This is a genomic window from Streptomyces sp. NPDC055189 (assembly GCF_053606765.1).
The window spans coordinates 23,551-39,926 of the sequence record NZ_JBSGSG010000009.1 but is presented as its reverse complement, the minus strand read 5'-3'; the positions used below and the strand labels follow the sequence as shown (position 1 = coordinate 39,926).

General features: G+C 69.0%; 12 protein-coding genes. 2 read left to right on the top strand and 10 right to left on the bottom strand.

The features are described from left to right. Nucleotides 1-274 precede the first annotated feature (274 nt). The 4 genes from ACWFR3_RS09140 to ACWFR3_RS09125 all read right to left on the bottom strand — a co-directional run bounded on the left by ACWFR3_RS09140 (nt 275) and on the right by ACWFR3_RS09125 (nt 3,464). Entirely contained in the window at nt 275-1,183 is a 909-nt protein-coding gene (locus ACWFR3_RS09140) for an ADP-ribosylglycohydrolase family protein (protein ID WP_453733921.1), read from the bottom strand. A gap of 12 nt (nt 1,184-1,195) precedes the next feature. Then, entirely contained in the window at nt 1,196-1,855 is a 660-nt protein-coding gene (locus tag ACWFR3_RS09135) for a histidine phosphatase family protein (protein WP_453733920.1), read from the bottom strand. Nucleotides 1,856-1,988: 133 nt separating this feature from the next. Next, a complete protein-coding gene (locus ACWFR3_RS09130) occupies nt 1,989-2,594 on the bottom strand; it encodes a YdbC family protein (protein WP_453733919.1) in 606 nt (201 codons plus the stop codon). 33 nt (nt 2,595-2,627) lie between these two features. Further along, on the bottom strand, nt 2,628-3,464 hold the full coding sequence (locus tag ACWFR3_RS09125; protein ID WP_453733918.1) for an arylamine N-acetyltransferase family protein: 837 nt from the start codon (nt 3,462-3,464) through the stop codon (nt 2,628-2,630). A gap of 191 nt (nt 3,465-3,655) precedes the next feature. Here ACWFR3_RS09125 and ACWFR3_RS09120 point away from each other — a divergent pair, with 191 nt between their 5' ends. Further along, nucleotides 3,656-4,183 carry a TerD family protein gene (locus tag ACWFR3_RS09120; protein ID WP_453733917.1) on the top strand — a complete coding sequence of 176 codons (528 nt, stop codon included), beginning with the start codon at nt 3,656-3,658 and terminating at the stop codon, nt 4,181-4,183. A gap of 152 nt (nt 4,184-4,335) precedes the next feature. Here ACWFR3_RS09120 and ACWFR3_RS09115 read toward each other — a convergent pair whose 3' ends face one another. Both ACWFR3_RS09115 and nrdR read right to left on the bottom strand, forming a co-directional pair. Continuing rightward, complete coding sequence (locus ACWFR3_RS09115) at nt 4,336-7,233, bottom strand: vitamin B12-dependent ribonucleotide reductase (RefSeq protein ID WP_453733916.1); 2,898 nt, start codon at nt 7,231-7,233, stop codon at nt 4,336-4,338. 133 nt (nt 7,234-7,366) lie between these two features. Continuing rightward, entirely contained in the window at nt 7,367-7,921 is a 555-nt protein-coding gene (gene nrdR, locus ACWFR3_RS09110; RefSeq protein WP_371526810.1) for a transcriptional regulator NrdR, read from the bottom strand. A gap of 495 nt (nt 7,922-8,416) precedes the next feature. Between nrdR and lexA the strand changes: the two genes are divergently transcribed. Further along, nucleotides 8,417-9,199 (top strand): transcriptional repressor LexA, encoded by a 783-nt coding sequence (lexA, locus tag ACWFR3_RS09105; RefSeq protein ID WP_190085118.1) that lies wholly within the window; start codon nt 8,417-8,419, stop codon nt 9,197-9,199. Nucleotides 9,200-9,298: 99 nt separating this feature from the next. Here the strand turns inward: lexA and ACWFR3_RS09100 are convergent, their stop codons facing one another. From ACWFR3_RS09100 to ACWFR3_RS09085, 4 genes are read right to left on the bottom strand one after another with little or no spacing between them, the layout of a single operon-like run. Next, nucleotides 9,299-11,326: an ATP-dependent DNA helicase gene (locus ACWFR3_RS09100; RefSeq protein WP_453733915.1), complete on the bottom strand. Its 2,028-nt coding sequence runs from the start codon at nt 11,324-11,326 to the stop codon at nt 9,299-9,301. A 40-nt stretch (nt 11,327-11,366) separates the two neighbouring features. Beyond that, a complete protein-coding gene (locus ACWFR3_RS09095; RefSeq protein WP_453733914.1) occupies nt 11,367-13,247 on the bottom strand; it encodes an IucA/IucC family protein in 1,881 nt (626 codons plus the stop codon). 58 nt (nt 13,248-13,305) lie between these two features. Then, nucleotides 13,306-14,187 (bottom strand): GNAT family N-acetyltransferase, encoded by an 882-nt coding sequence (locus tag ACWFR3_RS09090; RefSeq protein ID WP_453733913.1) that lies wholly within the window; start codon nt 14,185-14,187, stop codon nt 13,306-13,308. A 36-nt stretch (nt 14,188-14,223) separates the two neighbouring features. Further along, nucleotides 14,224-16,350, bottom strand: a complete 2,127-nt coding sequence (locus ACWFR3_RS09085; protein WP_453733912.1) for an IucA/IucC family protein — start codon at nt 16,348-16,350, stop codon at nt 14,224-14,226. Between the last annotated feature and the right edge of the window lie 26 nt (nt 16,351-16,376).

Genomic DNA, 16,376 nt, shown 5'->3' with positions numbered 1-16,376 from the left:
TGGCAGACCTCTCGGTGGATCTTCCACATCTGGATCTGATGGCTCAGGCACGGACGGTGTTTCGGACACGGGACCCCCTCCCGGCCGGTCCGCGCATGCAGCAGACGGCACGCACGCGTGGCGGGGCTGCCGGGGACCGGCATCTCGTTGAGGACACGCAAGTCATGATCAACTCGCGGCCTGCGGCAAGAGTAGCCGGGCGGCCGACGACGGCCCCCGCACCCGTAGATCTGTGGCATGACCGTGACAGTCACACGAGGGCCGGACCGGGACCTCAGCCCACCGCGAGCGGCACCCAACCGGGCAGCGCCTCGGTCTGCTCCAGCCACGCGCCGGGAGGCGCACCGCCCTCACCGGAAGCAACGACTCCGCCCACAATGGCGCAGGTCGTGTCCATGTCGCCGCCTACCCGGGCGGTGGTCCAGATGGCCCGCTCGTAGGCGCCGAGGCCACGGGCGGCCGACCACAGGGCGAACGGCACCGTGTCATGGGCCGTCGTGCGGCGGCCACAGCCGAGGACCGCTGCGACCGTCGCCGCGTCCCCGTAGTCGAGCATGTCCCGCGCCCGGCGAAGACCCGCTCCGACGGCACTGCGGGGCACGAGGTCGATGACGCCGTCGAGCAGCGCCTTCGGTGCGGGCGGCCCCGCGGGATCGGCGGCCAGTGCCGCGGCGGCAGCCACCGCCATGGCTCCCACGACCGCCTCACGGTGCTGATGGGTGGGGTACGCGGAGATCTCCGCCTGGTGCGTCGCCTGCTCCGGATCGTCCGCGTACCAGGCGCCGAGCGGGGCGATCCGCATGGCCGCGCCATTCCCCCAGGAGCCCTGCCCCTTGAAGAGCGCGGAGGCAAGCTCCCGCCAGTCCCCGCCCTCCCGGACCAGCCTGAGCAGGCGGTTCACGGCGGGGCCGTAGCCGCGGTCGAAGTCGTGGTGCTCAGCGAAGGAGAGGGCGAGCGCGTCCTGGTCGATCCGGTCGTGCCGGACCAGGATCGCGAATACGGAGCAGGCCATCTCGGTGTCGTCGGTCCACTGCCAGGGGCCAGGGGGCGTTTCCCGGCGCTTCAGCAGCGGGTAGTTCGCGGGCACGAAGAACTGAGAGCCCAGCGCGTCCCCCACCGCCAGTCCACGCAGGCTGGCCAGAGCGCGGGCCAGGCGCCGTTCGGGAGAGGAGTCAGCGGTCATCGCTTTCCCACTCTATCCGGTGACGCCGTACGGTTCCGGTTCGCGCCAGCGTTCGAACGGCCGGTCCAGCGTGTATTTGCCGTCATCGCCGAGCACAAGCGTCCGCATCTCGCCGTTCCCGGGGTTCGACAGCGACTCGAACTCCGCCACCGACCAGTGGAACCAGCGCATGCAGAACAGCCGCATGGTCAGGCCATGGGTGACGAGGAGGACGTTCGGCGGATGGTCCGGGGCCTCGAAGCTCCGGTAGAGGCTCTCCAGGAACGCGCCCACCCTGTCGTACACGTCGGCCCCGGACTCACCCTGGGCGAAGCGGTAGAAAAAGTGCCCGTACGCGTCGCGGTATGCCTTCTGCAGCCTGACGTCGTCCCGGTCCTGCCAGTTCCCCCAGTCCTGCTCCCGCAGTCTGGGCTCCTCGCGCACCCGCACGAGGTCGGGATCGAGCCGCAGGGCCCGGAAGGTCTCGTGGGTGCGGCGGTAGGGCGAGACGTACACACTGACCCGCTCCAGGCCGACGGCGTCCCGTAGCTGCTCGCCCGTCTCGTCCGCCTGCCGCCACCCCTTCTCGGTGAGCGCCAGCGCGTGGTCGGGTTCGCGTTCGTACACGGTGTCGTCGGCGTTTCCGGCCGACTCGCCGTGCCGGACAAGGAAGATGCGCTGCGGACGTGCCATAGGGAAACCCTAGATCGCCCCCTGCCGGACGGCCCAACCGGTCAGCCGCCCCAGCTCCATCCGGCGGATACGAGGGGCGCCCTCTCCGGCGCGCCCAGCGGATACGGCGGACACACGCTGCGGGCGCGTGCCGTCACACCGTCCACGACGGCTCCAGTTCCACGATGTCACCGGCCAGCGCCGCGACATCGGCCTCCGTCTGGGCGCGAAGCGAGAGGCGTTCCACCCGTTCCCTGCGGTATTTGCCGTGCTCGGCGGCCGACAGCCACATCGAGAGGACGAGGAACTCGTGCCCCGGCGCCTCTCCGAATAGCCCGCGCACCATGCCCGGAGAGCCCGCCATCGCCGGGTTCCAGACCTTCTCCTGCATCAGCGCGAAGTGCTCCACGCGCGCCTCACGGACCCGGAGGTGCGCCACACGCACCACGTCGGCGTCCGTGAAGCGCGGCTCGAAACCTGTTTTCACGTCGAAACGGTGGTCGAAGAGCTTGCTCTGAATGTCCTTGAAGGTGCCCGACTGCGCGGCGGCCAGCCGGTCGTGGGAGCGTGCCATGAAGGAGTCGTAGAAGGCCCGGCTCTCCCAGAAGGCGAAGACATGCGCCACGCCCGGCCGCTCACGGCTCCACCCTCCACCCTGTCCCCGGAACCCCGGCTCCCCCAGAAGCCCCGCCCACTTTCGCTGCCCCCGTTCGAACCCCCGTCGGTCCACCACGGTGCAGCGAATCCACTTGACCAGCACCGCGCCATCGTACGGCGCCGGACGTGGCCCGGGTCACGCTCCGGCGTAGTGCGCCCGGATCAGCTCCGCGCCGTCATCGGCGTTCAGTTCAATACCGAACTCCCGGACGAGGACATCGTTCAACTCGTGTGCGGATACGTCGCGTTCGTCCGATGTGCCGTCCGGCCGGGTCACCGTCAAGCGCTCGCCGACCAGGGTGCGGCGCACGTCCGGAGCGGTCCTCTGGATCACAGGACGGCGGATGAACGACGACCCCGGGTGGGTCGATGTGTAGTGGTTCATCACTACGTAGTCGACGGGAAGGCGCTCTTCCAGCGTGTATTCATAGAGATCGAACCAGCCGTCCGTGTGCTCGGTCCGCAACACCCGTGCACCGTTTGCCTCCTGGACGATCCCGAACCGCCACTCTCCTTGTCGCACGTCCTGCCGTACGTCGTTTCCGCCCTCCCCCATGGGGATCGGTTCGAGCAGCCCTTCGCCGCCGAAACCGACGTCACAGTGCCACTGCCGCCCGTCCGCCTCCACCTTCAGGAGCATGTGCGTCACCGCGCGACGCGAGGAGGCGCCCGCACGGACACGGGCACCGAGCCCGGTGACGGCGAAGCCGATCCGGTCCAGGGCCGCCGCGAACAGCAGGTTCTGCTCGTAGCAGTAGCCGCCCCTGCGCTGCCGCACCAGCTTGTCCTGCAGCGCCGCCAGATCCAGCGGCACCGGCCGCCCGAGCATCATCTCCAGGTTCTCGAAGGGGATCGACGCCACATGCGCCCGGTGCAGCGCCCGGAGCGTCTCGAAGTCGGGCTTCGCCTCGCCCTCGTGGCCGACCCTGGCCAAGTAGGCGTCGATGTCCAGTTCTTCCCCGTTCCACGTCATGGCGCCAATGATCTACGAGCCCGCGTACACACGCCACCAGAAATGCCCGCGGCGGCCTCAACGCCCCCGCACACTCGGAAACTTCAGAGATGTCAGTCATACGCCGTAGCGTGTCCGCAGGGCATGCCGTGAAGACATGTGGACATGTCTGGAGCGTCGGCGTCAGCCGGGACACGAGGAGGGGAGACTCTGTGAGCAGTGTCAGCAAGGGGATCAAGAAGGTCGAAGTGGGGCTCAAGTGGGATCCGAGCCCTGTCGGATCGCCGCCGCACGACCTCGACATCATCGCCGCGACCTACTTGGCGGACGCTCCGTACGACAGCCCCGTGTACCTGGTGCATTTCGACAGCCGCGCCCCCGACGGGACCATCACCCTCAACAGGGACAGCAAGACGGGTCAGGGCTTCGGCTTCGACGAGGTCATGACCCTGGAGCTCGACCGGCTCGCGGCCGCGTACGCGCGCGTGGTGGTCGGTGTGGCCATACAGCCTCACGAGGGCGAGAAGGTCTTCGGCGACATCCCGAACACCGCGGTGCGCATCCGCACGGGACACACGGATCTGGCGCTGAGCGACCTTTCCGCGGTCTCCGGGTCCACGGCCGCGACGATCGCCGAGTTCACCCGGAGCGAGTCGGGCGCATGGTCGTTCCGGGAGATCGTCCGCGGATTCGACGCCGACCCGACGTCCTTCGCGGCAGTGATGGGCTCCGCGCTCTGAGAACGGCGCTCGCAGACCCCCTCGGCCCTTCGTGCCACGGGAAACGCCAAGGGCGGTGACGCCGATTTCTCGGCACCACCGCCCTGGCGTTCAGGCTTCACTCCCGGCTATCGCCAGGAGCTCCCGGCACGTGCGGGATCAGCCGCGACGGCTCAGCTGCAACCGCTGGTCGAGCCGCAGCCCTCGCAGATGTAGCAGGAACCGGCCCGCTGCATCTTCGTCCCGCAGGAGAAGCACAGCGGTGCGTCGGCCTGGATGCCCAGCTGCATCTCGACGAGCTCGGCACTGGTGTGCGCCTGCTGCGGAGCGGGCTTCTCGGCCTCGGTCCTCGGCGCGGCGACCGCCTTCAGAGGCTCCGGCTGCTGCGGAGCCGACTGGGACAGACCCTCGACGTCCAGGTCGGAGCCGTCCAGGGACGGCTCGTAGGAACCGGTGTCCAGGTGGCGCTGACGCTCTTCGGCCGAGTGGATGCCGAGCGCGGACCGGGTCTCGAAGGGCAGGAAGTCCAGCGCCAGGCGGCGGAAGATGTAGTCGACGATCGACTGCGCCATCCGCACATCCGGGTCGTCCGTCATGCCGGCCGGCTCGAAGCGCATGTTCGTGAACTTCGAGACGTACGTCTCCAGCGGAACGCCGTACTGCAGGCCCACGGAGACGGCGATCGAGAAGGCGTCCATCATGCCCGCGAGGGTCGAGCCCTGCTTGGACATCTTCAGGAAGACCTCGCCGAGACCGTCGTCCGGGTAGGAGTTGGCGGTCATGTAGCCCTCGGCGCCACCTACGGTGAAGGAGGTGGTGATCCCCGGGCGGCCCTTGGGAAGGCGCTTGCGGACGGGGCGGTACTCGACCACCTTCTCGACCGCGGTGCGGATCGTGTCCTCGGCCTTCTCGGTGACCGCGGCCTTCTCCTGCTCCTTCTTCTTGGCGGAGAGGGGCTGGCCGACCTTGCAGTTGTCGCGGTAGATGGCGAGCGCCTTGACGCCCATCTTCCACGCCTCGTAGTAGACCTCTTCGACGTCCTCGACGGAGGCGGTCTCCGGGAGGTTGACCGTCTTGGAGAGCGCGCCGGAGATCCACGGCTGGATGGCCGCCATCATCCGGACGTGACCCATCGCGGAGATGGAGCGCTCGCCCATCGCGCAGTCGAAGATCTCGTAGTGCTCGGTCTTCAGGCTCGGGGCGTCGACCACATTGCCGTTCTCGGCGATGTGGGCGACGATCGCCTCGATCTGCTCCTCCTGGTAGCCCAGGCGACGCAGGGCCTGCGGCACGGTGCCGTTGACGATCTGCATCGAGCCGCCGCCGACGAGCTTCTTGAACTTGACCAGGGCGAGGTCCGGCTCCAGGCCGGTGGTGTCGCAGGACATCGCGAGACCGATGGTGCCGGTCGGGGCGATGACCGACGCCTGGGAGTTACGGAAACCGTTCTTCTCGCCGAGGCGGACGACGTCCTGCCATGCCTCCGTGGCGGCGGCCCAGACCGGCGTGTCCAGGTCGTCCATGCGGACGGCCGTGGCGTTGGCGTCGGCGTGCTGCTTCATGACGCGCTTGTGCGGCGTGGCGTTCTTGGCGTAGCCGTCGTACGGGCCGACGACCGCGGCGAGCTCGGCGGAACGCTTGTACGAGGTGCCGGTCATCAGGGAGGTGATGGCACCGGCGAGCGCGCGGCCGCCGTCGGAGTCATAGGCGTGGCCGGTCGCCATCAGCAGGGCGCCGAGGTTGGCGTAACCGATGCCGAGCTGACGGAAAGCGCGGGTGTTCTCGCCGATCTTCTGCGTCGGGAAGTCCGCGAAGCAGATGGAGATGTCCATCGCGGTGATGACGAGCTCGACGACCTTCGCGAAGCGCTCGACCTCGAAGGACTGGTTGCCCAGGCCGTCGTCCTTCAGGAACTTCATCAGGTTCAGCGAGGCGAGGTTGCAGGACGTGTTGTCCAGGTGCATGTACTCGCTGCACGGGTTCGAGCCGTTGATCCGGCCGGACTCCGGGCAGGTGTGCCAGGCGTTGATGGTGTCGTCGTACTGGATGCCGGGGTCGGCGCAGGCCCAGGCGGCCTCGGCCATCTTGCGGAAGAGCGACTTGGCGTCGACCTCCTCGATGACGTCGCCCGTCATACGGGACGTGAGGCCGAACTTGCCGCCCTCCTCGACCGCCTTCATGAACGTGTCGTTCACGCGGACCGAGTTGTTGGCGTTCTGGTACTGGACGGACGTGATGTCGTCGCCGCCCAGGTCCATGTCGAAGCCCGCGTCACGCAGGGCGCGGATCTTCTCCTCTTCCTTCACCTTGGTCTCGATGAAGCCCTCGATGTCGGGGTGGTCGACGTCGAGGATGACCATCTTGGCCGCGCGGCGCGTGGCGCCGCCCGACTTGATGGTTCCCGCGGACGCGTCGGCACCGCGCATGAAGGAGACCGGTCCCGAGGCGTTGCCTCCGGAGGAGAGCAGTTCCTTGGAGGAACGAATGCGGGAGAGGTTCAGGCCGGCACCGGAGCCGCCCTTGAAGATCATCCCCTCTTCCTTGTACCAGTCCAGGATCGAGTCCATGGAGTCGTCCACGGCCAGGATGAAGCAGGCGGAGACCTGCTGCGGCTGGGGCGTGCCGACGTTGAACCAGACCGGGGAGTTGAAGCTGAAGATCTGGTGCAGGAGGGCGTACGCCAGCTCGTGCTCGAAGATCTCGGCGTCGGCGGGCGACGCGAAGTAGTTGTAGTCCTCGCCGGCCTTCCGGTACGTCTTCACGATGCGGTCGATCAGCTGCTTGAGGCCGGTCTCGCGCTGCGGGGTGCCAACGGCCCCGCGGAAGTACTTACTGGTGACGATGTTGACCGCGTTCACCGACCAGAAGTCGGGGAACTCGACGCCACGCTGCTCGAAGTTGACCGAGCCGTCGCGCCAGTTGGTCATGACGACGTCTCGGCGCTCCCAGACCACCTCGTCGTACGGATGCACGCCGGGCGTCGTATGGATGCGCTCGATACGCAGACCCTTGCTGGCCTTGGATCCCTTGGCGCGGGAACCTCGTGCCGGGCCGCTCGTCGTCTCGGTCATGCCGCCTCCCTGTATCAGGCTAAAACGCCCTGAAGTGCCACGATGTTCCCGTGACACGGTGTTGTCTGGTGCCGCGAAAGCCGCGAAGGCATCCGCAACAGGTCTGTGTGTGTCGCCGTCGGCCGTTGGCCGGTCAGTCGGCGGCAGTGGCGGGCACCGGGACTTCGACAGTCCCTCCGGGCCCGCAGTCATTCACGCCGGGCTCCCCGCCGGCGCCCTGCGGCTCTTCGTCGAGCCGCTTTTCCCGCTGGTCCCTCAGCTCCCCGACGGCAGCCTCGAAGTCGTCGAGCGAGTCGAACGCCCGGTACACGGACGCGAAGCGCAGGTAGGCCACCAGGTCCAGCTCCTGCAGCGGACCGAGTATGGCCAGACCCACGTCGTGCGTGGTCAGCTCGGCGCTTCCGGTGGCCCGCACCGCTTCCTCGACCCGCTGGCCGAGCTGAGCGAGCGCGTCCTCGGTCACCGGACGCCCCTGACACGCCTTGCGTACGCCGTTGATCACCTTCGTACGGCTGAAAGGCTCGGTCACGCCGCTGCGCTTGACCACCATCAGCGAACACGTCTCCACCGTCGTGAAACGACGGGAGCAGTCGGGGCACTGACGGCGCCTGCGGATCGACGTCCCGTCGTCGGTGGTGCGACTGTCGACCACGCGACTGTCGGGGTGCCTGCAGAAGGGGCAGTGCATGAACTCCCAACCCTCCTTCAAGACACGACTCGTAGGCCTCACCGGGCCCATGAGGCCCTCGAAGCAGCCCCAAGCATAGGCGATGCCCGGGGCCTGGAAAGACCGGGGACCACAACTTCTGGGCCGTGGTTGCAATCCAACCACTAGATCTGGGGTTTGGCCGTAAATCCGACCCCATCGCGTGTCGCGCGCCCACGGCACGTCGTGAAGGTTACGAGCCCGCCTCGCGCGACCCACAGGAAGGGGGGCGGTACCGGATCGGCCGAGCAACGAATGGCAGTATGGGAGCCCCACCGAGGGGGCCTCGGTCCCGGCGGTGAAGCGTACCGTAATCAACCGAAATGCCATTCGGCTCGAACGTTAGCCATACACCCAGACGCATGATCACGGCAGACCTTCTGCGATTTTTCACTCGAACGTGTGTTTGGCGCAACCTTTCGAAAGCAACTACCGTTGGCTAACTAGGGAGAACATTCTCGAGAGGGGCCGACCGACGTGACCACCACCGCAGACAGTGCCACCATCACTGCTCAGGACCGCCAGAGCCGACTCGAGCCGGTGCATGCAATGAGTGACGCAGACACGAACCAGGAGGGCGCCAAGCCCACACGCTCCCTACCGGGCCGACCTCCAGGAATCCGCGCCGACAGCTCGGGCCTCACCGACCGGCAGCGCCGCGTCATCGAGGTCATCAGGGACTCGGTGCAGCGGCGTGGTTACCCGCCGTCGATGCGGGAAATCGGTCAGGCGGTGGGCCTCTCCAGCACCTCGTCGGTCGCCCACCAGCTGATGGCCCTGGAGCGCAAGGGTTTCCTGCGCCGTGACCCGCACCGCCCGCGAGCGTACGAGGTGCGCGGCTCGGACCAGCCGAGCAGCCAGCCCACCGACACCGCGGGCAAGCCGGCCGCTTCGTACGTCCCGCTGGTCGGCCGCATCGCGGCCGGTGGCCCGATCCTCGCCGAGGAGTCGGTGGAGGACGTCTTCCCGCTCCCCCGGCAGCTCGTCGGTGACGGTGAGCTGTTCGTCCTCAAGGTCGTCGGCGATTCCATGATCGAGGCCGCGATCTGCGACGGAGACTGGGTGACGGTCCGCCGCCAGCCGGTCGCGGAGAACGGCGACATCGTCGCCGCCATGCTCGACGGCGAAGCCACGGTCAAGCGGTTCAAGCGCGAAGACGGCCACGTATGGCTGCTGCCGCACAACTCCGCGTATCAGCCGATCCCCGGTGACGAGGCGACGATCCTCGGCAAGGTGGTGGCGGTGCTGCGGCGCGTGTGAGGCCGCGCCCCCGACCGGGCCCCGGAACCAACTGCGCCGGTTCCGGGGCCCTGCTGCGTCCGAGGGCCGGGACCGAAGCCGCTCCCCCGCGCCCCTTCGCTACTCCTCGTCGGCCGTTCCCTCGTCGGCCGTTCCCTCGTCGGCGTCCTTGATCGTGACCGTGGCCTTGGCCGCCGCGTCGATCGCGGCCAGGGAACGGCGCGCCTGATTACGGTCCGTCGTGTACCAGAAGTCCGGCAGTGAAGCCTTCAGATAGCTTCCGTAGCGCGCCGTGGCGAGCCGGGGGTCCAGGACGGCGACGACTCCGCGGTCCGCGGAGGCCCGCACAAGACGCCCCGCGCCCTGCGCCATCAGGAGCGCCGCATGGGTCGCGGCGATGGCCATGAAGCCATTGCCGCCGCCGTCGTCCACGGCCTTCTGGCGTGCGCTCATCAGCGGGTCGTCGGGACGCGGGAAGGGGATCTTGTCCATGACCACCAACTGGCAGCTGGCGCCCGGCACATCGACCCCCTGCCACAGGGAAAGCGTCCCGAACAGGCAGGTCTGCGGGTCCGCGGCGAAGTTCTTGATCAACTCGCCCAGCGTCTCCTCGCCCTGCAGCAGGATCGGCATGTCAAGGCGGCCCCGCAGCTCCTCGGCTGCGTTCTGAGCGGCGCGCATGGACGAGAACAGACCGAGCGTCCGGCCGCCTGCCGCCTCGATCAGTTCCGCCAGTTCCTCGATCATGTCGCTGCGCGTGCCCTCACGGCCCGGCCGGGCCAGGTGCTTGGCCACGTACAGGATCCCCTGCTTGCGGTATTCGAAGGGCGAGCCGACGTCGAGGCCCTTCCAGGCCGGCGCGTCCTCGGACTCGGTGCCCTCGGGAGCGAGGCCCAGAGAGGCTCCCACGCCATTGAAGTCGCCCCCGAGCTTGAGGGTCGCGGACGTGAGGACCACGGAGCGGTCGCTGAAGAGCTTCTCGCGGAGCAGGCCCGACACGGACATGGGCGCCACCCGCAGCGAGGCTCCGAAGCGGTCATGACGCTCGTACCAGACGACGTCCCACTCGGAGCCGTTCGAGATGCGCTCCGCCACGTCGTGGATCGACTCGACGGAGGCGAGGGCCTGCTTGCGTACGGCGTCCTCGTCCTGGACCGACTTGTCGCGAGTGGAGCCGAGCGCCGAGATGACCGTGCGGGCGGCGTCACGCAGAGCCATCAGGGTGTACCCGAGGTCCTCCGGAATCTCCTCGAGGCGCCCCGGGAGGGCCAGCTCCATGACCCGCTCGAAGCCTTCGGAGGCGGTCTGGAGCTGATCGGCCGCCTTCTCGTTGACGAGCTTTGCCGCTCGGCGCACGGCACGGCTGACCTGCCCCGGAGTGAGCTCTCCGGTGGCGACGCCGGTGACCCTGGAGACCAGCTCATGGGCCTCGTCCACGATCAGCACTTCGTGCTGGGGAAGGACGGGAGCGCCCTCGATGGCATCGATCGCAAGGAGTGCGTGATTGGTGACCACGACCTCGGAGAGCTTGGCCCGCTCACGCGCCGCCTCGGCGAAGCACTCCGCTCCGTACGCACACTTCGACGCTCCCAGGCACTCCCTGGAGGAGACGGACACCTGGGACCAGGCGCGGTCGGAGACCCCGGGGGTGAGGTCGTCGCGGTCGCCGGTCTCGGTCTCGTCCGCCCAGTCGCGCATCCGCAGCAGGTCCTGGCCCAGCTTGCTGGTGGGCGCGGCGGCCTCGAACTGGTCGAAGAGCCCGGGGCCCTCCTCCTCTTCCTGCGGCACGCCTTCATGGAGGCGATGCAGGCACAGGTAGTTCGAGCGGCCCTTGAGCATGGCGAACTGGGGGCGGCGGCGCAGCAGGGGATGCAGGGCGTCGACCGTCCGCGGCAGGTCGCGCTCCACGAGCTGGCGCTGCAGCGCCAGCGTCGCGGTCGCGACCACCACGCGCTCGCCGTGCGCGAGGGCGGGCACCAGATAGCCGAGGGACTTGCCCGTGCCGGTACCGGCCTGGATCAGGAGATGGGAGCCGTCGTCGATCGCCTCGGCGACGGTCTCGGCCATCGTCACCTGGCCAGGGCGCTCCGTGCCGCCGACGGCGGTGACGGCGGCGTGCAGGAGCTCGGGAAGGGAGGGCTTTGTCATAGCGCGACCACCCTACGGGTCTCCACTGACAATCCCTCGGTCAAGGCCGGTGGAGGGGATTGGGCACGCTCCCGTGTACGGCGGCGTGCGGGCGCTCGGGGCGGTCCCGGTACCCGTCGAGGTGGAGCCGGTTCCGGTTGAGGCACAGCCGCTCGATGCGGGGCGTGAGCAGGTCGAACATGTCGTATCGCTCCCTGAGCTGCGGGGCTCGCGCCTGATGACGCAGGATCTCGGCGCGGACGAGGGCCCAGAAGTCGGTCTCCGGGACGCCAAGCTGCTCGTCGCACAGGGGGGCGAGATAGCGGAAGACGCCCACGAAGAGCCCCGAGTGGATGAACTGCGTGAGGAAATCGGGGCGTTCGGTGAGCAGTACGTCCCGGACGTCGTCCGGCATCGACGCGTGCTCCGGAAGGGCATCGGCGCTGACGTTGACGTCGTCGACGAAGTCCTTCACCGCCAGCCGGACGGGCACGTCCTTGTCGTCGAAGACGACGATGGCGTTCTCCCCATGAGGGGAGAACACCGTGCCGTACCGGTACAGGAACTGCAGGAGCGGAGGGAGCAGGGCGGCGAAGAGCCGCCGCAGCCACGCCTCGGGGGCGAGGCGTGAGCGCTCGACCAGTTCGGCGACGAAGGCCCTTCCTTGCGGGTCGGTCTGAGTTAAGGAGGCGAGCGTACGGGCGCGCTCGCCGGGTGCGAGATAACGGGTGATCGGCTCGCGCCAGATCGCACCGAGCAGTTCCTTGTATTGGTAAGGGACCTCGGGAAGCCCTTCGTAGAGCGGGTGCTCGACGGTCACCGACGCGACCTCGCCGAGCAGGATCACCCGGCATTCGTCCCGCAGGAAGGGGTCCGCGTCACGCACGGCGTGCATCCAGGCGGTGACGGCGGGGGCGGCCAGGGTGCGCTCGGTCGGGAGCCCGCGCCACACCAGGGTGTTGAGGACCGACAGCGGCAGTTTGACGGTGTGCCGGTCGGGGCGGGACAAGTTCAGGAACGTACGAATGGACTGCTGGGGCAGCCGCAGATCGCTGTCGGCGACAAGAGGGACGATCATTCCCGCGGCTACGGAGGGGGCGAAGAGCGGCAGGACGATGTCGTCCCACTGCCACGGATGCACCGGCAAATAGAGGTAGGCGTGCGGATCGAGACCGCGTGCCCTGAGTATGCCCGCGAAGGAGTCCCTTGTGTCGGGGGTGAGTTCCCGTGCGTAGAGCTCATCCGCGGAGTCCAGGCCGGCGACGCCTCGGTAGGCGGCGAGGTCGGTGTGGACCGCGATCCAGGGAAGCCGCGTGGTGCGGCGGGCCTCGGGTGCCCAGCGGGCGGTGTCACTCGCGGAGAACCCGATGCGGCCCTTGTTCAGGACGAGCCAGGGGTGGCCGGTCTGATGCCCTTCGAGTTCCGCGTAGTCGAGATCGGCGAGCTGCGCCGCGGTGAGGGCGGTCTGGTCGAGCCGGGCGTCGGCGGAGAGCGTGACGGTCAGCTCGCGGATGAGGTGGCCGAGCGTGGCGCCGTCGATTCCCAGGGTGCGGCGGGCCCGTGTGAGGAAACGGAGAGGGTCGCTGAAGGGGAGCGGCGGTCCCTCGCCCTCGGCCAGGGTCAGGCTTGCCGGGTCGACGCGCCAACTGCCGTACGAGCCGCGGCGGGCGCGGAAGAAGAGACATCCCCGGTCGTCCTCGGCGTCGAGGCGGAGGCTGTAGCTCTGCGGTTCGCCTTTGTCCGATCCGGCTTCATCCGGTTCACCTTTGTCCGGTCCGGCCGTGGCCGGGATGGGCTCGATGATCTCCTCATAAGCGAACTCGCCGACCATCTTGGCGAGGAGGCGGCGCCCTCCCCTCGCCCACCTGTCCGGAGTCAGCTCGGGTGGGTCGTAGAGAACGGACGGTTCTCGGGATGTCGGCGGAACGGTCGGATTCGGCACGGGGACTCCTCAGGGAGGGAACCGGATCAGGTCGAGCGGTGTACTAAGAGTGAACGGGTCAGAGCACTGCGCGAAGGGCCCGGTCACGGACCATGAGCGCCGCGCGCTTGTCGGGGAGATCCACCTCCGCGGCGAAGCGGAATCCAGCGCTCAGGAATGCGGAGACGGAGGGGGTGTTGCGCAGGTCGGGTTCCGCGATGACGCGTGCGCTCGCGGCTCGATGGTCGAGCACGAGGTCGGCGACGGCTCTCAGCAGAGAGGTGCCGAGGCCCCGGCCGCGGTCGGCGACACCGCCGATGAGGAGGTGAAGACCGGTGTCGTGCGGGCGGGCCGGATAGTGACGGGCCAGGCCGTCCAGATCCGCGCGGTAGATCTCCCAGTAACTCATTGGTGTGCCGTCAAGGACTCCGAGACAGGGGACGCTGCGGCCGTCACCGTCGATCTGGCCGCGCAGATGCGCCTCCGTGACGGCATCGGGGCCGGACAGCTCCCAGAACGCCGCCACGGCGGGGTCGTTCATCCACCGGCCGATGAGGGGCAGATCGCGTTGGACGCACACGGGGACGAGTTGGAAGACACCGGCAGGGGTGGTCGCGGGGCCCCAGTCGGCGACGTTGTCGAGCAGGTCATCGGCCGACGAGGCGGCCGTAGGTGTCGGGGCACGACCTGCCCTACTCGCATCGGCACCGACGTGTCCTGCGGCGTTCGTCCCTCTTGTTTCGTCCGCATCACCGGCACCGCCCGCACTGCCTGCATGGCCCGCATCGCTCGCATCGCCCGCACCGAACAGGGCGATGAGTTCGTCCGGGAGGCGCAGGTCCAGGGTGTCCTGCGCGTCCTGGGCGTCCTGGGCGTCCGCCCTGTCGGCGGTGGAGGACTCGGTGGCGGACTCGGGGTCAGTCTCGGTTCCGGCGTCGGTACTCGCATCAGGCGGAGGCACGGCGTCGCTCCTCTCAGAAAAGGCGGGTCATGTTCCTCAGGAATGAAGGGGGTTGGCGATGGAGACATAGACGGACTGGGTGTCCACCGGGCCCACGAGCTCGTCGAGCCCGCGAAGCCGGGTCAGCAGGTTGGCCTTGCATCGCAGCTTGGGCGACTCGAGAAGCAGGGCGGGCAGAGGCGTACGCAGGGGAGCCGGACCGGAGGCGACATCGCCGAGAAAGCGGCGGAACGCCGCGAGCAACAGCCGCTCGTCGGCCAGGTTTTGGGCACCGAGCGCTCCGATGAGGCCGAGCACGTTGTTGATGCCGAGGTAGTAGGCGAAGCGCTCGTCCGCCACCTCATCGGAGACGAACGAGTCGCTGTGCTCGCCGATGCCGGGGAGCCGTCGTTCCAGTTCGGCCCGCCGGGACTCGCGGTAGTAGTAGCCCTGATTGTCGCGGTACCGGCCGCCCACCGGCCAGCCGTCGGGGTCGAGCAGCAGGAGCGTGTTCTGCTGGTGGGCCTCCAGGGCGACACCCGCCTCGCTGTCCAGCCAGAGCACGGGGCGTACGACGTTCTCCAGGTAGCGCAGGAACCACTCCGTGGCTGCGGCTCCCCGGGGGCGGCCCGTCCGACCGGCGAGGCGGGTGACGATCTCGCCGAGCCGGGAGAGCATCGGGGCGTGGTCGTGGCCGGTGGACTGCGCTGACGGTCTGGGCGAGACGAGTCCTGCGATGCAGGTGACGTCGTCGCCGGGGCCGAAGGGGTTGTGCCGGATCATGACGTCGAGTCCGGGGACGGGCGCGCCGTCGGGGCCGTTCACGGCGAGCCAGGCGGGATCACGGATCACGTCGAAGCACGGGTGGACCGCCTGCCACTGCTCGGCGAGGCCGCTGCGCAGCAGCCGGTGGACCTCGACGCCACGGTGGAGTTCCTTGCGGAGATTCTCACGACGGGAGTTGGTGATGCGCAGGCCGAGCGAGAGCTTCAGCATGGCTGCGGCGCCCGAGCGGTAGAGGGTGCGTACGGAGGAGGTCGGGTACCACGGTGCGCCGTGGGGGCCGAGGTCCGTCAGGAGCCCGGCTTCCAGGAGCGCGGCGGTCGCGGGGCGGTGCCTGAGCTCGCGGATCTGCCACGGGTGCAGGGGCAGGGCGGCGCGGCCGTCCGGCAGCGCCAGGTCGGGGCCCGCGAGGCGGGCGGTGAGCTGCTCGGCGGGGAGGGTGCGGCCACGCTCGGTCCAGGCCGAGTCCGCGGCGAGCACCGAGGGATCGACGGCGAGCCAGTGCAGCGCGAAGGCCCCGCGCAACTCCGGTGAGTAGAGCCGGGATTCGGTGTCGGAGAGCCCCTCGCGGCTCTTGGGGGTGGGGTGCAGGGGGTGGCCGAGTACCAAGGACTGTTCGGCGGCAAGGAAGAGATCGGGCTCGTCGACGGGGTTGTTCCGGCGGTCGGCGATGAAGGTGGCGGTGCGCCGCACCGAGTCGGCGACGCGGCCGACGAGGTCCCCTCCCTCGACCCGCTCACCGTCGATGCCGGAGCCGGTGCCGGAGTATGTGCCGATGCCGAAGCCGGTGCGACCGGGCTCATCCGGCGCAGGCGCGGTCGGCACTCCGTACTCCTCCTGCTCCTCCTGAACCTCCTGCTCCTCCTGTCCTGCCTGCCCCTCCTGTGCGCCGGGCTCACCTTGCGCCCAGGGCTCCCCCGACCCCTCTGCGCACTCCTCCGCGTACCCGTCCGGATCGGCGGCCTCGTTCCGCCTGCCGGTCTCACGTCCCAGGAGGGCGGCGACGGTGACGGCGTCCGCCGGGGGCGCGCTCTGAGGGCCGTCTTCCAGGTACGGGAGGCCGAATCGGTGCCAGCCGGTGGCCGACCAGTAGAGGACGGGGACGAGGAGGGCGGTGCCGCTGGCGTAGAGCGGGATGCGCAGGGCGCCTTGCTCGGGGGCGGGGAAGTTGTTCTCGCGTACCCAGCAGCGCAGGAGGTTCTCGATGGCTGCCACCTGCGCGGCGGTGTGCGGATCCGGATGCTCCAGAAGATCGGCGGTCGCGCCTCGCAGCCGCTCGGTCTGCCGGCCTTCCTTCTGCCGGGGGACCGTACCGGGCTCCGCCACCAGCGCGGATTGCTTGCCGCACGCCTTTGGGGCGTGGAGGTGGGGTGGGCCGTCGGATGCGGGAGTGGCGTTCAAGAGGGCTTCCTTGTGCAGTCGTTCGG